This is a genomic window from Curtobacterium sp. MCPF17_051, assembly GCF_003234595.1.
In the GTDB taxonomy this organism is placed as follows: Bacteria; Actinomycetota; Actinomycetes; order Actinomycetales; family Microbacteriaceae; genus Curtobacterium; species Curtobacterium flaccumfaciens.
The window spans coordinates 14968-35331 of sequence record NZ_QKSE01000016.1; the positions used below are offsets into that span (position 1 = coordinate 14968).

Here is a 20364-nt window from a genome sequence, read left to right on the forward strand (position 1 = left end):
CGGGTGGCCGCTGGCGGGCCTCGTCCCAGGCTAGTGGTCCGGCGGTGTGCGCGGGGCCATGCGACGCGCCGTCACCGGGGCGTCGCACGGGGCGCCGTCGGGGTGCCGGCCGCGGTGCTCAGCGGTCCTCGGCATCCCACTTCTCGTTGTTCGCGGCGATGCGGTCGAGCGCGTGCTGCGCCTCCTCTCGCGTCGCGAACGGGCCGATCCGGTCGCGCTGCGGGGACTGCGGGCCCTGCTCGACCTGGCCGGTCTTGTCGTTGAACCACCACTGGGACTCGATGCGGTCTTCGCTCATGCGGCCCACCGTACCCACGTCGCGGTGCCGGCGGACCGGTGGCGCGGTGGCTCCACGCCGAGACTCGGCTCTCCGGACGTCTTCCGGGTCGCGCGTTCCGGGATCTGCCCGCCGGTCCGAGACTCGGCTCGCCCTGGAGGCCCGGCGCCGGTCCGGCGGACCGGCACCGGGCCTCCAGGCAGTCACGCTCGCCCCGTCGGGCCGCACCCGGGGGGCGGTTGCGTTCGGCGCGTCGCGCCGCGGCTAGAGTGGTCCGCATGCCCCGGGACGAACACGGACACCTGACCGCCGGCCGCATCTTCCCGCACCGCGCCGTCCCGAAGGACATCGAGCGTCCGGAGTACGTCGGGAAGGTCGAGCCCCACGAGCACGGTCTCGGTGACACCTACACACCGGACGAGGTCGAGCGCATCCGCGTCGCCGGACGCATCGCGTCGCAGGCCATCGACGCCGTCGGCGAAGCGATCCGCCCCGGCGTGACCACCGACGAGCTGGATCGCATCGGGCACGAGTTCGTCGTGGCCCACGGCGCCTACCCCTCCACGCTCGGCTACCGCGGCTACCCGAAGTCGCTCTGCTCGAGCCTCAACGAGGTCATCTGCCACGGCATCCCCGACGACACCGTCCTGCAGGAGGGCGACCTCGTCAACATCGACATCACCGCCTACAAGGACGGCATGCACGGCGACACGAACCGCACGTTCGTCGTCGGACAGGCCGCGCCCGAGGTGTCGGACCTGGTGACACGGACCGAAGAAGCACTGCGTCGCGGCATCAAGGCCGTCGCCCCGGGCCGGCAGGTCAACGTGATCGGTCGTGCCATCGAGGCGTACGCGAAGCGCTTCGGCTACGGCGTCGTCCGCGACTACACCGGTCACGGCGTCGGTCGGGCGTTCCACTCCGGCCTGATCATCCCCCACTACGACGCACCGCAGTACGACACGGTGATCGAACCCGGCATGGTGTTCACCATCGAACCCATGCTCACGCTCGGCGGCATCGAAGCCGACATCTGGTCCGACGACTGGACCGTCTCGACCCGCGACAAGTCGTGGACCGCGCAGTTCGAGCACACCCTCGTCGTCACCGAGCGCGGCGCGGAGCTCCTCACCGTCTCCTGACCGGACACCTCCGGCAGGCAACCGAAAGGCACGACAACCTCATGACCTCCCTCGCAGTCGGCGTCGACATCGGTGGTACGGGCATCAAGGGCGCGATCGTCGACGTCGCGTCCGGCGCCCTCACCACGGACCGCATCAAGAAGGCCACGCCCGAGGGCGGGAAGCCCCAGGACATCACGGCGGTGGTCAAGGAGATCATCGGCGAGCTCGCCCCCGGTGACGACGTGCCCGTCGGCGTCTGCTTCCCGGCCATCGTGCGGGACGGCAAGACGATGTCCGCCGCGAACGTGTCGAAGAAGTGGATCGGCTTCGAGGCCGAGGCGCTGTTCGAGAAGGAGCTCGGCCGCTCCATCCACTTCGTCAACGACGCCGACGCCGCCGGGTTCGCCGAGCAGCAGTTCGGTGCGGCCAAGGGCAAGGACGGCCTGGTCATCGTGACGACGCTCGGCACCGGCATCGGCACCGCGCTCATCAACGACGGCGTGCTCATCGTCAACTCGGAGCTCGGGCACCTGGAGATCGAGGGGCACGACGCCGAGTCGCGCGCCTCGTTCGCCGCCAAGGAGCGCGACGACCTGTCGTGGAAGCACTGGGCGAAGCGCCTGCAGAAGTACTACTCGACGCTCGAGGCCCTGCTCTCCCCCGAGCTCTTCGTCGTCGGCGGCGGGGTCTCGAAGCAGTACGAGGAGTTCCTCCCGCTGCTCGACCTGCAGGCCGACATCATCCCCGCGACGCTCCGCAACAACGCCGGCATCATCGGCGCCGCGACCCTGGCGGCGCGCAGCGTCTAGTCCGGGTCGGATCGGCGTGCCTGGTCGCGGGCGTGCCTGGTCGCGGGGGTCCCGGGTCGGATCGGCGTGCAGGGTCGCGGGCGTGCCTGGTCGAACCGGGCGTACCTGGTCGGAACTTCCGACCAGGTACGCCCGTTCTCATCAGGTAGCAGTGTGGGTGGGGCGCCCCTCGCATCGGGCATCGCGGAGCCGGGTAGACTCGCTCCAGCGAATGGGTCGGTGAGACGGTCGCGTCGCTCCCCCGGGAGCGCCGAGGAACGTCCGGGCTCCACAGAGCAGGGCGGTGGGTAACACCCACCCGGAGCAATCCGCGAGACAGTGCCACAGAAAGCAGACCGCCGGCGGAGACGTCGGTAAGGGTGAAACGGTGGTGTAAGAGACCACCAGGGGTCCGGGTGACCGGATCCGCTCGGTAAACCTCGCCCGGAGCAAGGTCAGACAGAGGACGTTGAGGCTGCTCGCCGAGTCCTCGGGTAGACCGCTGGAGGCCGACGGCAACGTCGGTCCGAGAGAGATGGCCGTCACCGCCGTGCAAGCGGCGGGACAGAACCCGGCGTACGGCCGGCCCATTCGCCCCCCTTCTCCGTGCTGCGTTGGCCCGCGCGGGCGGCGCGCGCGGTCACGACTCCCCGCTCAGGTTCGCCGAGCGGTCACCAACTGTCGGCCGGCACGGCCGCAGCCGACAGTTCGTGACCGGCCGACGGCACCCACGCGACGCGTTGCGACCAGCCCACGACGGACAGGAGGCGCGGTGCCAGCCGCCACGGGCCTCCCGTCGGACGGCGCGCGCGGTCACGACTCCCCGCTCAGGTTCGCCGAGCGGTCACCAACTGTCGGCCGGCACGGCCGCAGCCGACAGTTCGTGACCTCTCGGCGTGACGCGCGCGACGCGCGCGACGCGTTGCGACCAGCCCACCACGGACAGGAGGCGCGGTGCCAGCCGGCACCGCGCCTCCGGCCCGGACGTCGCTCGCGACTACAGCCCGGACTCGGCCGTCCGCACCAGGATCGCCTCGCTGTCGGGGCACAGCACCACGTCGTCGGGCGCAGCCCGGCGGATGGTCTGCAGGTCGGAGTTGTTGAGCGCCACGCCCGAGGCCGTCGACACGCCGCCCTGCAGCAGCGAGGCACCGAAGCCGTAGCGCGCACGCTGCCGGTCGTACAGGGCGAGCAGCTCGGCCGGCACCTTGGCGGCGACGTCGGCACGGGCCTGCTCGGCGGACTCTCGGTCGGCCGTGAGCCGGGCGATCTCCGCGTCGCGCTCGGCGACCAGGCCACCGCGGGCGGCCTCGACGTCAGCGAGCTTGGCCTCGACGTCACCGACCCGGGCGCGGAGCCCGTCGAGGTTCTCCATGATCTCGAGCTCGGCGGTCTCGAGGCCGCCGATGCGCCGCTGCAGCGAGTCGAGCTCGCTCTGCAGTCCGGCGGCGTCCTTCGCGTTCGCGACGTTCTGCAGCATCGTGGTGTCGCGTTCGACACGGGCCTGTGCCACGGCGGTGTCGGACTCCAGGCGGGCGAGGTCGCGCTCGGCGTCCTCGACCTCGCCGGTGGCGGCGACGAGTTCGCTCCGGAGCGCCGCGGCCTGCTTGCTCAGCTCGGTCAGCTGGTCGCCCTTCTGCAACGACGTGATGCGGTGGGCGATGCGGGTGACGTCGTTGTCGAGACGCTGGACGTCGAGGAGGATGACCTGGTCCTCGGGTGCTGCCTTCATGGTCAGGCTCCTTCTGTGGGGGTGGTGGGTTCGGCGGCCGGCAGGACGGCGAAGTCCCACGGGTCGGTGCGGAGGTCGCTCACGGTGACGCGGACCCCGGCCCGGCTGCGCAGCTGCTCCGCGGCCACGTCGAGCCAGAGCCACTCGGTGGCCCAGTGCGAGGTGTCGATCAGCGCCGGCCCGCCGCCGAGCAGCGCCTGTTCGCGGAACTCCGAGGCCGGGTGGTGCCGCAGGTCGCTCGTGATGTACACGTCGGCGTCGAGCACGGCGGGGTGGCCGAGCAGCGAGTCGCCGGCACCCGCGCACAGCGCCACGGTGCGGACGGGCTGGTCGAAGTCACCGGAGACGCGGACGCCGGTCGCGGTGGGCGGCAGCAGGTCGACGAGCTTCCGGGCGAGGGCGCCGAGGGTCGTCCCCTCGGGCAGCACCCCGACTCGGCCGATGCCCGTGTCGGGGTCGGCTCCGGCGTCGAGCGGGCGTTGCTCGGTCAGCCCGAGGCGGTCGGCGAGGACGGCCGAGGTGCCGGTCGTCACGACGTCGGCGTTGGTGTGCGCCGCGAGCAGGGCGCTGCCGCCACGCACGAGGGTCGCGAGGACACTGCCCTTGTAGGTCGACTCGGCGATCGTCGTCACCCCGCGGAGCAGCAGCGGGTGGTGCGTGAGCAGGAGCTCGGCGCCGAGTTCGACGGCTTCACGGGCGGTGGCCGGGACCGCGTCGACGGCGAGGTGCACGTGCTCGACGGTGGCGTCCGGGTCACCCGCGACGAGCCCGACGGAGTCCCACGACTCGGCACCGGCGGCGGGCCACAGGTCCTCGATCACGGCCTGGAGTTCGCGGAGCGTCGGCATCCCGTCAGTGTACCGAGGCGACCGCCCCGCACGGGGCAGCCGGCCCGTGTGGGGTGATCCGGGCCTCCAGGCAGTACGACCGGAAGCAGTGCGACCCGGAGCGATGCGACCGAAGGCCATGCGACCGGAGGCGGTGCGACCGGAGGCGGTGCGACCGGAGGCGGTGCACCCGACGGCGCCGTGGCCGCAAGCCGTCAGCGACGACCGAGCAGGCCGAGCAGCCGGTCGACGAGTCGCGACCACCAGCCGGCCGCGGCCGGCTCTGCCGCCGTGTCGGTGTCGGCTTCTGCCGCGTCCGCGACGGGGGCCGGGACGACGGGTGCGGCGACGGCGTCCGGCAGGACGACCGGCGTGCTGGCGGTGACGCCCTGGTGCGCGGTGAGCGCGGCGGCGAAGGCCGCGCGGTCGATGACCGTCGGCCCGGTGGCGGGCAGGACGAGCGGGGTCGGTCGTGTGGCCGCGGACACCGGGGACACGGCCGGGAGGCCCAGCACCGGCCGGACGGGTTCGTCGCGTTCCGGGGTGACGAGTTCCACCACCGGTGCGGCTTCCGGTGCGGGTGCCTGCTCTGCTGCGGGGACGCTCCGTGCTGCGCGGGTCGGCACCGGGGCCGGTCGGGTGACGAGCGTCACGGGCGCGGTCGCTGCGCGGCGGGCTGCGGCGCGGTCGCGGCGGTCCGCCTCGGCGGCGGCGTCGGTCAGCAGGTCGGCGAAGACGGTGTGGGCGAAGGCGCGGGCGGCCGTCACCTCGGGGTCGTCGGAGTCGGCGACGGTGGCCTCCCACGCGGCGAGGCGAGCGAGGTCCTCGTCACGGCGGCGGACCTCGTCCTCGAGCAGGACGATGCGCTCGATGCTGCTGCGGCCCGTCGACGAGGACATCTCGACGGCGAGGTCCTCGATGCGGAGGGCCAGACGCTCCGGCGGCTCCGGGAAGGACGGGGCGCAGACAGCGGCGTGCCGGGCGCGGTCGCGGCGGAACGCGGGGGCGGCGGGCGCCGACGGGGTCGTCTCGTCGGCCGGTGTCGGGGTGGCGGCATGCGCCGGTGCCGGGGTGGCGGCGTGCGCCGGGGCGGTCGTCGCGGTTGTCGCGTCGGCGGTCGGCGCTGCGGCCGTCGCTTCGTCGGCGGTCGAGGTGCTGATCGCGGCGTGTCCGGGGCGCTGCACGGGGCCGGTGACGGGCGGGACGACGAGGTCCGGAACGTACGGGGCACGGGTCGCCGGTGCGTCGCGGAGCCACTCCTCGAGCTCGCGGCCGAACGGGTCCACGAGCGGGGTGCGTGCGCCGGACTGGGTCTCCATGTCCGAAGGATAAATATCGCGCGGGACGAAACGCGGGACATCCGCGGTGTGTCGCTGTACCGCCTGCCATATCGGAGCGGAGTTGAGCGGCGTGTCGCGCCCCGTGCTCACCGAGGTGGGCGGAGGCCGTCCTCGAACGCCCGTAGCAGTTCCCGTCCCGCGGACCAGGCACCGACACCACTGGTGACGTTCACGTGCCCGAGGGCACCGACACGGACGACGTCCGCGCCCATCGCGTCGGCGAACACGACGGCCCGGTCAGCGCTGCAGTACGGGTCGTCGTCGCTCAGGACGAGGCGCGTCGGGATCTGCTGGGCCGGGGGCACCGGCCGCGGTGCCACGAAGCCCGCGGCCTCGGCCGGGAACGCGTCGCCGAGCGGGTCGGGCGGGGCGACGAGGAAGGCGCCGTCGACGAGCGTGGGAGCGTCCACCGTGGTGACGAGCCAGTCGGCGACGGCCAGGACGCCGAGGCTGTGGGCGATGAGGACCGGGGGCTCCGCGCACGAGGCCACGGCCGTGGCGATCGCGGCGCGCCAGTCGTCGGGGTCCGGGTCGCTCCAGGAGGTGGGGGCGATGCGGACGGCGGCGCGGAGCTGGTGGTGGCGGTCGCGCTCGTCCTGCTGCTCCCCCTCCCGCTCCCAGACGGACTGCCAGTGGTCCGGCTCCGAGTTCCAGATGCCGGGGACGATCACCCACGGTCGCGGTCTGCTCACCCGGGCAGCGTAACGAACCGGCGAGGCGCGATCCGGAGTGTGACGTGCGTCAGGGCTGCGGGACCGCGCCCCGGGGCTGCTGCAGCGTGTCGCGCGGGTACTGCCCGAAGCGCGACGCGTACGCCGCCGAGAACCGGCCGAGGTGCGCGAAGCCCCAGCGCAGCGCCACGCTCGCCACCGTCAGGTCACCCGCCGACGCACGCCGGAGTTCCTCGTGCACGCGGTCCAGGCGGATCCCCCGCAGCAACGCGTTCGGCGCTGTGCCGACCTGCCGCTGGAACGCCTGCTGCAGCCCCCGGACGCTCAGGCCGACGTGCAGGGCGACGTCGGTCGTGGTCACGGGCGTGTGGGCGAAGGCGTGCATGAACTCCACGGCCTCGCGGACGCGGCCCGTGGCGCCCTGCGGCAGCCCGACGTCGGGGGCGATGGACTCGTGCGGGAACGTGTCGAGGAACGCCAGCGCGGTCTCGCGCACGGTCTCGGCGAGGGCCAGCTCGGTGAGCGGTGCCGGGCCGAGCACGATCGCTGCGGCACGCTGCACCCGGGCGTTCCAGGCGCGGAGGTCCTCCGGCCGGGGCGCCGCGGTGTGGTCGAACACCAGGGGGCCGGGCCGGGTGCCGTGCACCTCGGCGGCGACGCCCTCCAGGTACGTGCGGTCGAACTGCACGAGGCTCTGGCGGATGTCCTGCAGGTCGAACGCGAAGGGGCGCCGTGTCGGGAACACGCGGGGCGTCCCCGGTGCGAAGTCGACCTCCTGGCGACCGACGTCGACGCGGCCACCGCCGTCGGAGGTCCACATCACGACGTACTCGTCGGGGACCTCGACCTCGCCCTGCATCCGCCCGTCGAACCGGGTGGAGCGGAACGTCATCAAGTCATCGCCGACGACCTGGAACCGGTACGCGAACGGACGATCGGTCCGGGACGCCGAGAACCCCGTGCTCTCGTAGGCCTCTTCGTACAGTTGCACGGCCGCGTCGAGTCCGGCGCCGGACGTCTCGAACCGGATCCGGGGATCAGGCTCGACAGTCATCGCGCGAATCGTGACACGGTGTCCAGGATGCGCGGCAATCGGCGATCCGTCATTGCGGTTTACGGCCCACGGAGTGCGCTGGGCGGACGACCGGGGCGGATCCGTCGATGCGTGACGGCCGTGCTCCCGCTCAATGCCGGGAGCGCAGCACCGTCCAGCGGTTCCGGTCGGCGACGCGTTCGTACCGCAGATCGTCGACGACCATCCGGACGAGGGCGAGCCCGCGACCGCCTTCGGCGAAGTCGTCGGGCAGCACGGCGGCATCGGGATCCACCGTCGCCGCGACCCCGTCGTCGGAGAGCAGCGCCTGGAAGCGCTCGTCGCCGATCTCGAGCCGGAGTTCGCACGAGACGCCGTCCGCACGCGCGCCGTGCTCGATGACGTTCGAGGTGAGTTCGACGAGCGCGAGTTCGAGGGCCATCCGGTCCTCGGTCGCGACCGACGGCTCGTGCTGCCACACGCCCGCGAGGAAGTCGTGCACGGCGGACACGTCATCCGGGGGGCACGCCAGTGCGAGCATGTGCTCGGCGACGGGGGCGGTCATCACCAGTCGGTCACCGCGGCGTCCCCGTCGGGGTACGTCCGCAGGATCTTGTCGATGTTGGAGAGCTTGAGCACCATCTGGACCTGTTCCGACGGTGCCGCGATGCGGAGGTCGCCGCCGGCCTGCCGCGCGGTCTTCAGGCTGCCGACCAGGGCGCCGAGGCCGGAGGAGTCCATGAACTCGACCCCGGAGAGCTCGACCACGAGCCGCGAACGCCCGTTGCCGACGATCTGCGCGACGGTCTCGCGGAACGTGGGCGCGGAGACCATGTTGAGCCGGCCGCTGCACTCCAGGACGGCGGTGTCGGTCTCCGCCTCGTGTACGACGATGTCCATCTCGGTGGGTCTCCTCAGATCGGTGCGCCTTGCAACCAGCAACCTACCGGCTCAGACCCTCAGTTGTGGGACCGGTTTCGCCGCGTCGCCCTCAGTTGTGGGACCGGTTTCGCCGCGTCGCCGTCACCTGGACCACCACGGCCGCGGCCATCAGCGCTGCCATCACCCCGCCCATTGCCAGTGCGGTGCCGCCGAGCGCGCCGGCGAGTGGGGTGCCGAGACCGCCGATGCCGAAGGTCAGCCCGCCCTGCAGGGCGGCCGCGGTGCCCGGGTGCGCCGCACCGACGTGCTGGGTGCGGGTCATCGCCGACGGCAGGACGAAGCCCCACGCGGCCGTCACGACCGCGAGGGCGCACCACACCGGCACGGCCCCGAGTCCGAGGAGCGCCGACACGAACACGGCCGTGGCCCCGACCGTCCCGACGACCAGGCCCAGGGTCAGCAGGGCGTCTTCGGTGAACCGTCCGACGAGCCGACCGAACAGCAGCGTCGTGACGATCATCATCGACGCGTTCGTGGCGAAGACCAGCGTGTACAGGCCCTCGGAGAACCCGAACTCCGACTGGAACACGAACGAGCTCGTCGCGATGTACGCGAAGAACCCCACCGTCGACAGCACCCCGCTCAGCACGTAGGCCCGGAACCGCGGGATTGCCAGGAGCTCGCGGATGCGCCGCCCGTTGGCCGCGAACCCGACGCCACCACGACGCTCCGGCGGCAGGGTCTCGCGGAACCGCAGCACCACGGCCACGAAGAACACGGCGCCGAGCACGGCCAGCACGACGAACATGAGCCGCCACGTGCCGACCGTCAGCACCGCTCCCCCGGCCAGCGGGGCCACCACGGGTCCGATCGCGTTGATGGCCGCGAGCGTGCCGAACACCTTCGCCATCCGGGTGCCGCTCGTCACGTCGGACACCATCGCCCGGCCCGCCACGGCGCCCGCGGCACCGGCGAGTCCCTGCGCAACGCGGGCCACCACCAGCGTCACGACGTCGGGGGCGAGCGCGCAGCCGACCGACGCGAGGGCGAACAGTGCGGTCCCGACGACGAGCATCGGCCGACGACCGATCCCGTCACTCACCGGTCCGACGAGGAGCTGGCCGACCGCGAAGGCCACGAGGAACGCCGTGAGCGACAGCTGCACCGCGCCGGGCGTGGTGCCGAGGTCGCGCGCGATGGCCGGGAGTGCGGGGATGTACATGTCCGTGGCGAACGGCGACACGCCGACGATGAGCGCCAGCGGCACGATCGGGGGCAGCACGGTCGTCGTCGGTCCCAGCCTGCGCTCCGTCGTCACCTCGGACACGCTACGCGTCCCCGAATCGATTCGACAGGCACTTCGTGAGCAGCCACGGTCGGGTCGCGGTGCCGGAAGCGACCGTTGCTGCTCACGAAACGCGGCCTGCGACGTGCGCGCGGACGGACTGGAGGCCCGGTGCGGCCCCGCCACGGGCCTCCCGTGCGGCGCGCGAGCGGTCACGACACCCCGCTCACGTCCACCGAGTGGTCGCGTTCCGTCGCTCGGCGACGGCGCAGCCGACGCTTCGTGACCACTCGGCCGGGACCTCCCGACGTGTCGTGACCACTCGGCGGAGCGGCGGCGGGCGCCGCGTGAGTGGTCACGACACCCCGCTCACGTCCGCCGAGTGGCCGCAACCGGTCTCTCGGCGACGGCGCAGCCGACGGTTGGTGACCACTCAGCCGGGACCTCCCGACGTGTCGTGACCACTCGGCGGAGCGGCGGCGGGCGCCGCGTGAGTGGTCACGACACCCCGCTCACGTCCGCCGAGTGGCCGCAACCGGTCGCTCGGCGACGGCGCAGCCGACGCTTCGTGACCACTCGGCCGGGACCTCCCGACGTGTCGTGACCACTCGGCGGAGCGGCGGCGTGAGGCGCGTGAGCGGTCACGACAGCCCGCTCACGTCCGCCGAGTGGTCGCGTTCCGTCGCTCGGCGACGGCGCAGCCGACGGTTGGTGACCACTCGGCGGCGCGACCCGGGACGCGCGCGCGGACGGACAGGAGGCCCGGTGCCAGCTGGCACCCGGCCTCCTGTCCGTCGGTCGGGGGCGTCAGCCCGTGTTCTGCAGGCCGGCCGCGATCCCGTTGACGGTGAGCAGCAGGAGCCGGTGGTCGGCGTCCGTCGGGTCCGTGCTGCCGGACGTACGGATGGCGCGCAGCGCACGGAGCTGCAGGTGCGACAGGGCGTCGACGTACGGGCTGCGGAGGCGCACGGCGCGGGCGAGGACGGGTCGGTCCTCGAGCACGTCGCTGCCGCCGGAGACGCGGAGCACCCAGTCGCGGGTGCGGACCATCTCGTCGAGCACCTTCGCGGCGAGGTCGTCGCGGTCGGCGAGCTCGAGGTACCGGCGGGCGATGTGCTCGTCGGTCTTCGCGAGCGACATCTCGACGTTCTTGATCATCGCGGCGAAGAGCGGCCAATCGGCGTACGCGGCGCGGAGCACGTCGACGTCGCCGACGGCCTCGAGCGCGGAGCCGAGCCCGTACCAGCCGGCGAGGTTGATGCGCGCCTGCGTCCACGAGAACACCCACGGGATGGCGCGGAGGTCCTCCAGCGACTCCACCGACAGGCCACGACGGGCCGGGCGGGAGCCGAGGGGCAGCAGGCCGATCTCCTCCATCGGGGTGACCCGGGCGAACCACGGCGCGAAGCCGTCGGCCTTGACCAGGTCGTAGAAGGCGACGCGCGAGACGTCGTCGAGCTGCTGGGCGAGGTCGGCGAACCGGGCGGCCGCGGCGGCGGTGCGCGCCTCGTTCGACGGCGACGACGCGAACAGCGTCGCCGAGGCCATCTGCTCGAGGTGGCGGGCGGCGATGTCCTGGTCGCCGTACTGGGCGAAGATGACCTCACCCTGCTCGGTGAGCTTCAGGCGACCGTCGATCGACCCCGGCGGCTGCGCGAGGACCGCCTCGTTGGCGGGACCGCCACCGCGGCCGAGCGAACCGCCCCGGCCGTGGAACAGGGTCAGCTCGATGTCGTTGTCGCGGGCCCAGTCGGCGATGCGGGCCTGGGCGTCGTACAGCGCCAGGTTCGCGGACACCGGGCCGACGTCCTTCGACGAGTCCGAGTAGCCGAGCATGACCTCGAGCCGACGGCCGGTCGCGGCGAGGCGTCGCTGGAACGCCTCGGTGCGGACGGCCTCGTCGAGGATGTCGACGCTGGCGTGCAGGTCGGCGAAGGTCTCGAACAGCGGGATGACGTCGAGCACCGGCGCGGCCTCGGCGGATCCGAGCGCGGCGACCGCGAGTTCGTGCACGTTCGCCAGGTCCGCCGGGGACTGCGTGAAGGACACGATGTACCGGTTCGCCGCACGGACGCCGTAGCGGGACTGCAGCCCGGCGATCGTGCGGAACACGGCGAGGACCTCTTCGGTGGTCTCGCTCAGTTCGCCACCGGCGCGGATCTCGGCGAGGGCCGTTCGGTGCACCTGCGAGTGCTGCCGGACCTCGAGCTCGGCCAGGTGGAACCCGAAGGTCTCGACCTGCCAGACGAGGTTCTGCAGCTCGCCGTTCGCCGGGCGGATGGCACCGGCGGCGATGAGCGACGCCTGGATGGTGCGGAGGTCGGCCAGCAGCGCCTCGGGGCCGTCGTAGGCCAGCGGTGTGGTGCCGGTCCGGGTGGCGTCGATGCGCGCGGCGACGAACAGGAGCGCACGACGGTGGGTCTCGTTCGGTGCGCGGACGCCGATGCGCTCGGCGATGCCCGGGTCGAGGGACTCCTGCGCGGCGACGAGGGCGGTGAGGCCGGCGTCGGCGGGGGTGTCGCTCGCGTCGAGGGTCAGGGCGCTGCCGATGCGGGTGGTCGCGCGGGCGAGGCCGAGCAGGATGTGCTCCGCCGCGATCTCGGCGGCCTGGCGGGTGACGTCGGCCGTGACGTGCGGGTTGCCGTCGCGGTCGCCGCCGATCCAGGTGCCGAACCGCACGAACGCGGGCGCGATCACGGAAGCGCGGCCGGCGTCGTCGCCCTGCAGCCGGTCGTCGAGCAGGCGGTAGACCTGCGGGACGATCTCGAACAGGGTCTGGTCGAACACGCTCATCGCGGTGCGGACCTCGTCGAGCGGGGTCGGCCGGGTGGTGCGGAGCGGCGAGGTGCGCAGGAGGGTCGTGATCTCCTCGAGCAGGCGGCGCTCGTTCTCGGCGCGGGCCATCGCGTTGCGGGCACGGTCGCGCTCGTCGATGAGGTCCGTGATGCGGCGGACACCCGTGGTGACCGCGCGGCGGCGGGCCTCGGTCGGGTGGGCCGTCAGCACCGGGTGGAACCGCAGGGTGCGGAGGCGCTCGGCGGCCTCGGCCTCGCCGACCTCGGCGACGAGCTCGGCGTAGGTGGCGGGGAACGAGTCGCCGGCCACGCCGCCGTCGTCACCGCGCTGCCGGAGGACCCGCACGCGGTGGTGCTCCTCGGCCAGGTTGGTGAGGTGGAAGTAGGTGGTGAACGCCTGTGCCACGGCCTCGGCGCGTTCGGCCGACATGCCCGAGACGATCGCCTGGGCACGCGCTGCACCCTCGGCGTGGTCGCCCTCGTAGGCGTCGATCACGGCGGCGCGCAACGACTCCACGTCGTGGAGCAGTTCGTCGCCCCCGTTCTCCCGCAGCACCCGGCCGAGGAGGTTGCCGAGGTACCGCACGTCGGCGCGCAGGTCACTGTCGACCGCACCGCTGACGTCGTCCCGCGCGCGCTCGTGGCGTGCAGATCCGTCGATCGCCGTCATGGAGTCCTTTCCGGGTCGTCCGGGAGGCTGGTCCCGGGTCCCAGCAGCGTATCGGCACCCGGGGGCGCATGACGTCGACCGTCCGGACGGACGCGAGGCCGGGGCCGGGGCCGGGGCCGAGGGGCTCTGCGCGGGGACCGCCGCTGTGCGGTCAGGCCGTGACGGCGGCGACCGACGTGTCGCCCGGCTCCTGACGGAACGGAGCACGGCGGGCGTCGAGGCCGGCGAGCAGCCCACGGTTCAGCTCGTAGGCGAGCTCGACCTCGGCGATCACCCGCTCCTGCTCCTCGGCCGTCCAGGGCGCGGCGTCGAGCTGGGCCCGGTAGGTGTGCTCGAAGTCGCTCGGGTCGGCGACCTGGTCGAAGATGTAGAAGAGGACGCCGTTCGTGTCGAACCCGAACCGCTCGGCCAGCACCTGCCCGATCACGTGCCCGCCGGACACGTCGCCGAGGTACCGCGTGTAGTGGTGTGCCACGAAGCCGCCGGGCCACTCAGCCGCGACCTCGTTGAGGCGTCGCACGTACGCGGTCGTCGCGGGCAGCGGGCACACCAGTTCGGACCAGTCCGGGCCGATCAGGTACTCGAGGTCGGCGCGGATCGCCGGCATCCGGGTGAGCTGCGCGGTGACGAACGGCGCCGCCACGGGGTGGTCGGCCATGCGTTCCGCCGCCCGCTCGAGCGCGTCGTACACGAAGGCGTACTGTCCGAGCAGGTCCGCGTAGTCGGCGACGTCGCAGTCGCCGCCGAGCAGGTCCTGCATGAAGCCGCTCGTGGCCGAGGCACCGTGCGAGCGCCGCGTGCGACGCCGCAGCAGCTCGGAGAACGGGATGACGGTCGAGTCCATGAGGTAAGGCTAACCTTAGTGCCGCGCGCGTCAAGCAGGGATCACCCAGGTGGCGCCGAACCCGCGAGAGGAAGCTCCCCCACGATGAGCTCGAAACCCAAACGCCCCCAGCACGTCTTCGTCGTCGACCGCACCGAACGGCTCTCGCCCCACATGGTGCGCGTGCACCTGGGCGGCTCGGCCTTCGAGGACTTCGTCGCCCAGGCCGACCCCGACCGGCTCGGCTCGACCGACAAGTACGTCAAGCTCCTGCTCGCGAAGCCGTCGCTCGGACTCGTGCCGCCGTACGACCTCGAGGCCCTGCGCGAGACCCTGCCGAAGCACGACCGCCCCGCCCGCCGCACCTACACGGTGCGTGCGGTCGACCACACCACGCGGACCATCGCGATCGACTTCGTCGTGCACGGCGAGGAGGGCCTCGCCGGTCCCTGGGCAGCGTCTGCGCAGCCCGGCGATCGACTCGCCCTGTCCGGGCCCGGTGGTGGCTACGCGCCGACCCCTGACCCGGCGGTCACGCACGTGCTGCTCGGCGACGACAGCGCCCTGCCCGCGATCGGCGCCGCACTCGAGTCGATGCCCGGCTCCGCCGTCGGCGTCGCCCTGGTCGAGGTGGCCGGGCCCGCCGACGAGCAGGACATCCGGCACCCGGCCGGGGTCGACCTGCGGTGGCTGCACCGGGACGCCACCGGCGCCCAGCCGGGCACGCTCCTGCTGGAGACGGCCCGCGGGCTGCCGCGTGCCTCCAGGCCGGTCCAGGTCTTCGCGCACGGCGAGCGGACCGCGATGAAGGCGATCCGTCGGCTGCTGCAGGACGACTGGGGGCTGGAGAAGCGCGAGATGTCGTTGTCGGCGTACTGGGCGCTCGGTCGCGGTGAGGACGAGTTCCAGGAGGAGAAGCGCGAGCCCGTCGGGGTGATCTTCACCGACTGACGGCGGCCTGCGTGCCCGTTCCTTCCCAGAGCGGGTGCGATGGCTGGTGGGAACGGGCGTACCTGGTCGGAAGAACGGACCAGGTACGCCCGATCTTGGCCGGTACGCCCGGTTCGACCAGGTACGCCCGGTTCCCGCAGGTACGCCCGCTCTTTCCCAGAGCGGGCGCGATGGCAGGTAGGAACGGGCATACCTGATCGGAAGAGCGGATTAGGTACGCCCGATTCGACCAGATACGCCCGATCCGACCAGGTACGCCCGGTTCCCGCAGGTACGCCCGCTCTTTCCCAGAACGGGTGCGATGGCTGGTAGGAACGGGCATACCTGGTGGGAAGAACGGACCAGGTACGCCCGATTCGACCAGGTACGCCCGATTTGACCAGGTACGACCGATTCGACCCGGTACGCCCAGCGCGCGCAGCGGCCGGGAGGCCCGGGGCACGTCGGTGGGTCGGGCTAGCGTTCGGCGCATGGTCACCTCGTCGTGCTGCGTGCCGGGTTGCGCGGGCGTGCTCGCGGACGGGCTCGCGGGCGTCCCCCTGTGCGGCGCGCACGTCGCGTTCGTCGCCGACCTCGCCGCCGAACACTCCGGCATCGAGGACACCCTGCCCGGACCGTGCCCGGCGTGCGGTTCGCGGATCGGGGTGCGGTTCCCCTCGGGTGCGGTGTGCGCCCGGTGCGAGTGGCGCTGGGGTGACGTGCCGGACGGCGACCTCGCTCCCCCTCGGGTCGACGTCGTCTACTACCTGCGGATGCGCGACGACTTCGGCGACCGCATCAAGATCGGCACGACGATGAACCCTCGGCAGCGGCTCGCGGCGATCCCGCACCAGGACCTGCTGGCGTTCGAGCGCGGTGACCGGACCCTCGAACGCCGCCGGCACGCAGCCTTCGCCGCCAGCCGGTACCCGGGCACCGAGTGGTTCCGGGTGACGCCGGAACTCCTGGCCCACGTGGACGCCGTCGCCGCCGGGGTCGACGACCCGTGGGACCTGCACGCACGGTGGACGAGCGAGGCGCTCGCGCTGCGGGGCTGACGCGCGACCAGGCCGTCGGGGCACCTGCTCAGGCGGCCTGCAGCATGCGGTCGGCGGTGCGGAGCGAGAGCGCCATGATCGTCAGCGCCGGGTTCGCGATGACCGCGCTCGGGAACACCGAGTTGTCGGCGATCCACAGGTTCGGGACGTCCCACGAGCGGCCGTCCCGGTCGACGACGGAGGTCTCGCGGTCCGTGCCCATCCGCGCGGTGCCGATGGTGTGCGCCGTGCGTTCGAGCACCCGGACGTCCTGCCCACCGGCAGCCTCGACGATGGTCGTCATCGTGCGGACCGCGTGACGACGGATCGCTTCCTCGTTCGAGCCCGGGGTGAACGAGACCCGGGCACGCGGGACACCGTGCTCGTCGAGTTCGTCGGTCAGCTCGAGGCGGTTGTCGTCGTACGGCAGGCACTCGGCGTTGATGCCGACGCCGGCCGAGAACGGGTAGTCCTGCAGCGCCCGGACGAGCTCGGTGCCGCGGAGTCCGCCACCCCGGACCAGCGAGGTCGCGAAGGTCTGTGGCTGCACGCCCAGGCTCTGGATGAGGTAGCCGCCCGCGAAGTCGGCGTCCGCCGGTCGGACGAAGTCCTCGGTGATGATCGACGACGGGTACCCGCGGTACGAGCGCATCGACTCGTCGAAGCGCGCCCACACCTGGGTGGCTCCGTGCGCGGTGAAGTTCCGGCCGACCTGTCCGCTGCCGTTCGCGACACCGGTGTGCAGCAGCAGCCGCGGCGTCTCGACACCGCCCGCGGCGAGGACGAGGGTCCGGCAGCGCTGGCGGTGCTCGCGCCCGTCGGCGGTGTACAGGACCGCCTCGACCCGTCCCGCCGCGTCGAGCTCGATGCCGTGCACGAAGGACTCCGGACGGATCTCGGCACCGAACGCCACGGCGGCGGGCAGGTAGGTCGTGTCCATCGACACCTTCGAGCCGTTGCGGCAGCCCTGGTGGCACGAGCCGCAGGACACGCAGGCCTGACGCAGCCCGTGGTGCTCCTGGTGCCGGTCCTCGGTGGTCAGGCCGACGGGGGCGTCGGTCGCGGTGATCCCGGCGGCCGCGGTGCCGCGCATCATCATGTCCGACGAGGCGTTCCGGGCCGGCGGGCGCATCCGGTAACGGCGGGACGGGTCCCACGGGTAGTGCTCAGGGCCGGCGACGCCGACGTCGTGCTCGACCTGCTCGATCCAGCCGGTGAGTTCGGCGTGGCTGATCGGCCAGTCCTGCCCCGCGCCGCTCTCGGTCCGCAGCCGCAGGTCGTGCTCGCTCGGCCGCGGGGTGAACGCGCCCCAGTGCAGCGTAGAACCGCCGACGCCCGTGCCGCTGTTGTTCGGGCCGAAGGCCGTGGGGGTCCCACCGCCGCTCAGCCGCTCGTCCATCCAGTTGATGTCACCGGGGGCGGCGACCTCGTCCGGCACGTGGTCGCCCGGCTCGGTGTTGCGACCGGCCTCGAGCGCGACGACCGTCAGGCCACGGCGGGCCAGCGATGCGAGGAGCGGCGCTCCCCCGGCCCCGGTGCCGACCACCACCACGTCGATGACGTCGTCCGTGCCGTACGTGCGTTGTCCGTCGAGTCTCATCGTGCAGCTCCGGTCGTCGGTGCGGTGTCCATCGTGCCGGCGGTGCCGGCGGTACCGGGGCCGGCGGGGGCCTCGGGTTCCCAGGCCTCGCGCTCGCCCGCCGCGAGCAGCTGGAAGCCCTGCTTGCGGACGCCGTCGCCGCCGTTCGCGTAGCCGTCGAAGTCGATGGCGGCCAGGGTGGCGGGGTGTGCGAGCCAGTGCTTCACGAGGTCGACGCTGGCGTCCTCGAACCACGCGCGCAGCTGCTCGGCGTCGAGATCGCCGTCGGCGCGGTACCGCCCGGCAGCCACGGACTCGAGGGCCTGGTCGAGCACGCCGTCGCGGGCGGGTGCGGCGAGCACGTCGAGCGCGGCACGGTAGGCCTCGGCGTCCACCGGCAGGCCGTCCGGCCGCCAGCCGTCGCCGAGCCCGGCGGCCAGCTGCGCGTCGACCCGCAGTGCCAGGTCGACCTGGTCGGTGCCGGGCTGCGGGACGACGATCCGCGCGACCGCACGCAGGGTGTCCAACTGCGTCGGCATCAGGGCGTGGGGTGCGGCCGCCGGGTCGTCGGGCAGTGCCCGCTGGGCCAGCAGACCTCGGGTCCGGGCGCTGACCCGCGGTGAGGCGATCACGCGGGCGTGCTCCACGGGGACGACCGGCGACCCCGTGACACGGCGCTGCCAGAAGTCGCGGATGCGCTCGGCCACGGCCTCGGGCTGTTCCCAGGGCAGCAGGTGGGCTGCGCCGTCGACGACGTGGAGCTCGCTGTTCGGCCAGTGCGGCAGGGTCAGGCGGCGCTGGGCGTCGGCATCGAGGTCGCCGTCCTCGGCGCCGGCGAGCACCAGGGCGGGCACCGGGTTCGGTGCGGCGTCCGACCAGTCCTCGCGGCTGCCGCGGGACAGCCAGTCCGTCCAGGCTGCCGGGTCGGTCCGCTCGACGTCCTGCACCGCCGCGCTGTGCCGCGAGGGCGCCAGGGGTGCCGCGGTGTTGGCGGCGACGAACTCCTCGGCGTCCTCGGCGCCGATCGGGCCACCCGCAGCCCATGACAGCATCGTCCAGCGGCGGTCGTCGTCCATCGGCTCGGGAGCGAGCGGGGACGCGGCGAGGAGCACCACGGCTCGCAGCCCGAACAGGCCGTTCGCGCCGGAGATCGTGCGGTCGGCCACCACCGTGGCGACCTTGCCGCCCATCGAGTGCCCGAGGAGCATCCACTCCGTCGAGCCGCTCGCCCCGATCGCGCGCTCCACCAGGACGGCCATCTCCTCGACGGTGGTGCCGGACGACGCCGGGCTGCGACCGAAGCCGGGCAGGTCGATGCCGATCAGGTCGAGGTCGCCGACGAGTTCGGCGCGCAGCAGCGCGAACTCCTCGGAACTCGCGCCGAGGGCGTGGAGACAGAAGACGGTGGTCACCATGTATACCTACCCGTCGCTCGCGACCGCTCCCAGCCGGGTCGTACCCCGTCACGCCGCGCCTGTCCCCCGGTCGGCGGCGTCACCGGGTGTACGCGTCGACGAACAGCGCGCCCCGGAGCTCGCGCAGGGTGTCCGCAAGCCGCTCGACGGTCCGCCCGGAGATGCCCGAGACCTGCAGGTCGTACGGGCCGAGCGCCGGCAGCCGTCCGGTGCGGATGCGGACGACCTCCCACCCCACGGCACGGACGGCGCGGTCCTTTCTGCGGTCGGTCTCCTGCCGGGGGCCGACGTGCTCGAGCCCGTGCCGACCGGTGGAGTCGTACTCGATCGCGACGCGGAGCTCGGGCAGGATGATGTCCGGCCAGGCCTCGACGTGGTCGAAGAACGGGCGGTCGAGCCGGATCGCGGAGTGGTCGTAGGTGAACGCGAACCGGTCGGACAGCATGCCTCGGAGTTCGGCTTCGACCGCCGATGCCGTCGCCGGGGGGCAGACGCTCGTGAACGACTCACCCGACGGCAACCGCGGGGTCTTCGGGCAGATCGTGCGGGGAACGGACTGGGCGGCCCGACGGGGTGCCCCAGCGGCCGACCCGGCGGACCCGGCGACGGGCCGACGGGACCGGGCACGGCTCGACGCAACGGCGCCGGCCGGGACCCCGCGGACCGGAGCCGCCGGCAGGGTCTGTCGTCCGGTACTCCGGACGACCCGCTGCGGCACGGGCACCGCCTGGGGCCAGTCCGACGGCAGCACCGGCCACCGCTGCGGCTGGGCCTGCACCGCGCACTCGGGGCACCAGACGGAGCGGCGGCGCTCACGACCCGGGCGGGACCGCTGTTCGGAGGGCGTCGCGACGAAGACGTGCCCGACGTCGCACTCCCAGGTGAGCAGGACCTCGGCCGCCGGGGGGACCTGGGTCAGGACAACGCCGTGGTTCAGGTCGGGGTGGTACTGCCTGATGAGCACCGGGTACGGCGCCCAGTCCGCGCGGAACTGTCCGACGGCGTACGGCACCGCTTCGCCGCGCGACCACTGTCGGCGGCGCCACCACGCATCGACGGGTTCGGCCACGCCACCACGCTAGGAACGACCACCGACACCCGCCGCACCACGCAGCGCGGCCGACACCCGCCGCACCACACAGCGAGCAGCGCGACC

Annotated in this window: 18 protein-coding genes and 1 other RNA gene; 5 read left to right on the top strand and 14 right to left on the bottom strand. The window is 73.0% G+C overall.

Going from position 1 to position 20364, the window contains the following annotated elements; translation table 11 throughout:
• Window positions 1-118 precede the first annotated feature (118 nt).
• Entirely contained in the window at window positions 119-298 is a 180-nt protein-coding gene (locus DEJ35_RS13055) for an SPOR domain-containing protein (RefSeq protein ID WP_027465448.1), read from the bottom strand.
• Between the two features lie 257 nt (window positions 299-555).
• On the opposite strand from DEJ35_RS13055, the gene map reads away from it, so the two are divergent.
• From map to rnpB, 3 genes are all read left to right on the top strand, one after another.
• The gene (gene map / locus DEJ35_RS13060) at window positions 556-1419 is read left to right on the top strand and encodes a type I methionyl aminopeptidase (RefSeq protein ID WP_111091455.1); all 864 of its coding nucleotides are present in this window, start codon (window positions 556-558) and stop codon (window positions 1417-1419) included.
• A gap of 41 nt (window positions 1420-1460) precedes the next feature.
• Complete coding sequence (ppgK, locus tag DEJ35_RS13065; protein ID WP_027465446.1) at window positions 1461-2210, top strand: polyphosphate--glucose phosphotransferase; 750 nt, start codon at window positions 1461-1463, stop codon at window positions 2208-2210.
• Between the two features lie 212 nt (window positions 2211-2422).
• Window positions 2423-2783: RNase P RNA component class A (rnpB, locus tag DEJ35_RS13070), an RNA gene on the top strand.
• Between the two features lie 403 nt (window positions 2784-3186).
• Here the strand turns inward: rnpB and DEJ35_RS13075 are convergent.
• The 10 genes from DEJ35_RS13075 to DEJ35_RS13120 all read right to left on the bottom strand — a co-directional run bounded on the left by DEJ35_RS13075 (window position 3187) and on the right by DEJ35_RS13120 (window position 14268).
• Window positions 3187-3921: a zinc ribbon domain-containing protein gene (locus tag DEJ35_RS13075; RefSeq protein ID WP_110862241.1), complete on the bottom strand. Its 735-nt coding sequence runs from the start codon at window positions 3919-3921 to the stop codon at window positions 3187-3189.
• A 2-nt stretch (window positions 3922-3923) separates the two neighbouring features.
• Window positions 3924-4769 carry a Nif3-like dinuclear metal center hexameric protein gene (locus DEJ35_RS13080; protein ID WP_111091448.1) on the bottom strand — a complete coding sequence of 282 codons (846 nt, stop codon included), beginning with the start codon at window positions 4767-4769 and terminating at the stop codon, window positions 3924-3926.
• A gap of 194 nt (window positions 4770-4963) precedes the next feature.
• Entirely contained in the window at window positions 4964-6067 is a 1104-nt protein-coding gene (locus tag DEJ35_RS13085; RefSeq protein WP_111192899.1) for a hypothetical protein, read from the bottom strand.
• 107 nt (window positions 6068-6174) lie between these two features.
• Complete coding sequence (locus tag DEJ35_RS13090; RefSeq protein ID WP_111091446.1) at window positions 6175-6780, bottom strand: alpha/beta hydrolase; 606 nt, start codon at window positions 6778-6780, stop codon at window positions 6175-6177.
• A 49-nt stretch (window positions 6781-6829) separates the two neighbouring features.
• Window positions 6830-7813, bottom strand: coding sequence for an AraC family transcriptional regulator (locus tag DEJ35_RS13095; protein ID WP_181430181.1), 984 nt, complete (start codon window positions 7811-7813; stop codon window positions 6830-6832).
• 130 nt (window positions 7814-7943) lie between these two features.
• Complete coding sequence (locus DEJ35_RS13100; RefSeq protein ID WP_110862231.1) at window positions 7944-8357, bottom strand: ATP-binding protein; 414 nt, start codon at window positions 8355-8357, stop codon at window positions 7944-7946.
• Complete coding sequence (locus DEJ35_RS13105; protein ID WP_017886068.1) at window positions 8357-8692, bottom strand: STAS domain-containing protein; 336 nt, start codon at window positions 8690-8692, stop codon at window positions 8357-8359. The genes DEJ35_RS13100 and DEJ35_RS13105 overlap by 1 nt, the downstream gene beginning before the upstream one ends.
• A 91-nt stretch (window positions 8693-8783) precedes the next feature.
• Window positions 8784-9992, bottom strand: coding sequence for a multidrug effflux MFS transporter (locus DEJ35_RS13110; protein ID WP_258378481.1), 1209 nt, complete (start codon window positions 9990-9992; stop codon window positions 8784-8786).
• Between the two features lie 774 nt (window positions 9993-10766).
• A complete protein-coding gene (locus tag DEJ35_RS13115; protein WP_110862227.1) occupies window positions 10767-13424 on the bottom strand; it encodes a phosphoenolpyruvate carboxylase in 2658 nt (885 codons plus the stop codon).
• A gap of 151 nt (window positions 13425-13575) precedes the next feature.
• On the bottom strand, window positions 13576-14268 hold the full coding sequence (locus DEJ35_RS13120) for a heme oxygenase (biliverdin-producing) (protein ID WP_110862225.1): 693 nt from the start codon (window positions 14266-14268) through the stop codon (window positions 13576-13578).
• Between the two features lie 84 nt (window positions 14269-14352).
• On the opposite strand from DEJ35_RS13120, the gene DEJ35_RS13125 reads away from it, so the two are divergent.
• A complete protein-coding gene (locus DEJ35_RS13125) occupies window positions 14353-15198 on the top strand; it encodes a siderophore-interacting protein (protein WP_111091443.1) in 846 nt (281 codons plus the stop codon).
• A gap of 470 nt (window positions 15199-15668) precedes the next feature.
• Window positions 15669-16235 (top strand): GIY-YIG nuclease family protein, encoded by a 567-nt coding sequence (locus DEJ35_RS13130; RefSeq protein ID WP_110862220.1) that lies wholly within the window; start codon window positions 15669-15671, stop codon window positions 16233-16235.
• Window positions 16236-16263: 28 nt separating this feature from the next.
• Here DEJ35_RS13130 and DEJ35_RS13135 read toward each other — a convergent pair whose 3' ends face one another.
• From DEJ35_RS13135 to DEJ35_RS13145, 3 genes are all read right to left on the bottom strand, one after another.
• Entirely contained in the window at window positions 16264-17814 is a 1551-nt protein-coding gene (locus tag DEJ35_RS13135) for a GMC family oxidoreductase (protein WP_111192901.1), read from the bottom strand.
• Window positions 17811-19205: an alpha/beta fold hydrolase gene (locus tag DEJ35_RS13140; protein ID WP_181430180.1), complete on the bottom strand. Its 1395-nt coding sequence runs from the start codon at window positions 19203-19205 to the stop codon at window positions 17811-17813. Before DEJ35_RS13140 ends, DEJ35_RS13135 begins: the two co-directional genes overlap by 4 nt.
• Window positions 19206-19287: 82 nt before the next feature.
• Window positions 19288-20277, bottom strand: coding sequence for a zinc-ribbon domain-containing protein (locus DEJ35_RS13145; RefSeq protein WP_111192902.1), 990 nt, complete (start codon window positions 20275-20277; stop codon window positions 19288-19290).
• Window positions 20278-20364: the final 87 nt, after the last annotated feature.